This window comes from Streptomyces sp. NRRL F-2664, from assembly GCF_000719345.1.
Lineage (GTDB): Bacteria > Actinomycetota > Actinomycetes > Streptomycetales > Streptomycetaceae > Streptomyces.
The window spans coordinates 1-1,781 of record NZ_JOFX01000186.1; the positions used below are offsets into that span (position 1 = coordinate 1).

At 70.5% G+C, this 1,781-nt stretch carries 1 protein-coding gene and 2 pseudogenes; all 3 read left to right on the forward strand.

Annotated elements, in window-relative coordinates; all coding sequences use genetic code 11:
• Positions 1-275: 275 nt before the first annotated feature.
• Positions 276-521, forward strand: a pseudogene (locus IF89_RS48775) (IS110 family transposase); the annotation flags it as partial.
• 261 nt (positions 522-782) lie between these two features.
• Positions 783-1,184, forward strand: coding sequence for an IS110 family transposase (locus IF89_RS48780; protein WP_234328029.1), 402 nt, complete (start codon positions 783-785; stop codon positions 1,182-1,184).
• A gap of 231 nt (positions 1,185-1,415) precedes the next feature.
• A pseudogene (locus tag IF89_RS0135215) lies at positions 1,416-1,781 on the forward strand (transglycosylase family protein); the annotation flags it as partial.

Genomic DNA, 1,781 nt, shown 5'->3' on the forward strand with positions numbered 1-1,781 from the left:
AACTCCTCCGGATACGGAGACCTACGTCCCACCAGGACACCCTTCCTCGGACCCACAAGATCCATTGTCAGAGTGTCCACACCCCAGGGGTCACCTCAGGAGAACGACCCCGTGGCCATCCTCGCAGAACAGGGTGACGGCGTAATCGGCGTCGGTACCCACCGGGACACCCTCGCAGCAGCGGCCGTCAGCCCCATCGGTGCAATCCTGGACAGCACCGATGCCCCTGCGACGCCCGCGGTTACCGGCGCCTGCCGGACTCCGCCCGCCAGCACATCCCCGGCCGCCGCTGCCGGGCCCTGGAAGGCATCGGCAGCTACGGCGCCGGCCTCGCCTCCTTCCTCGACCAAGCCGGCGAGCAGGTCGTCGAAGTCTGCCGGCCCAGACGGGCAGCCAATCGCGGCGGACGCAAGACCGACAAGCTCGACGCCATCCGGGCCGCGGAGGAGGCCCTGGCGACCGAGCACCTGATACAGCCCCGACTCCGCGGCGAACGCGAGTCGCTGCGCGTCCTCCTAGCCACCCGCGAGGGTGCAGTCCCTGCCTCCGCCGCGGCAATTAACCAGCTGAAGGCCTTGATCGTCTCCGCACCGGACAACCTCCGCGCCGAACTGCGGAAACTCAAGCGCCCGGCACAGGTCACCCACTGCGCCCGGCTCCGCGACCGCCCCGCCCAGGACCTTGAGCACCCGATGACAGCGAGGGCCCTTCGCTCCACTGCCCAACGCGTCCAGAACCTGCAAGCGGAGGCCAAGGATCTTGAAAGGGAGATACCGGCCCCGGTGAGGCAGACGGCCCCGGAGCTTCCCGGCCTGCTCGGCATCGGGCCGATCACCGCGGCCCAGGTCCTGGTCAGCTGGCCCCATCAGGGGAGGTTCCGCTCGGAAGCAGCCTTCGCCTCGTTCGCTGGCGTCTCCCCGGTCCCCGCATCTTCCGGACTCACCAACCGGCACCGCCTCAACCGCAGCGGCGGTCGGCAGCCCAACCGGGCCATGCACACCATCACCCTGATCCGCATGCGCCTCGACCCCGCCACGAAGGCCTACCTCGCCCGCAGAAGCAGCGAGGACAAGACCTCCCGGGATGCACAGCGCTGCCTGAAGCGCGCGATCTCCCGGCAGCTGTTCAAGCCCCTCGAAGGGACCGCCCCGAACGACGGCCGGCACCCCGGCAACCTCCCCTAACGGCTTGACGCGATAGCAGCCTCGGGGGCGGCCGAGGCGCGGGCTTGGTGGGGCGGGCTGGCTGCGTGTGCCGTACGGGCGGGGGATGCGGCGGCGGGGGTCGGGCCGGATGTGCGTCCACCGCGGGAGGGGCCGGACAGGCGACAGAGCGCGGGGCCTCGGGCCGGGAGCGTGGGAGGCACGGGGAGTTCTCATCCCGCCCCGTTCACCCGACTGCAAAGGATCCAGCTTATGCGCCCCCTCCGTTTCGTTTCTGCTGCTGCTTCCCGCCGTATTCTGGTCGGCGGCGCCGGCCTTCTGGCGCTGGCCGCGCCTGTGGCGACGGCCGGCGCCGCCCACGCGGCCTCCGCAGGCGTCTGGGACCGTGTGGCCCAGTGCGAGAGCAGCGGCCGCTGGAATACCAGCACGGGCAACGGCTTCCACGGGGGCCTGCAGTTCACTCCCTCCACCTGGAAGGAGTTCGGCGGCCACAAGTACGCCCCCAATGCGCACCAGGCCACCAAGGCGCAGCAGATCGCCATTGCCGAGAAGGTACTGAAGGTACAGGGCCCCAAGGCCTGGCCTGTCTGCTCCTCCAAGGCCGGCCTGACCCGCTGA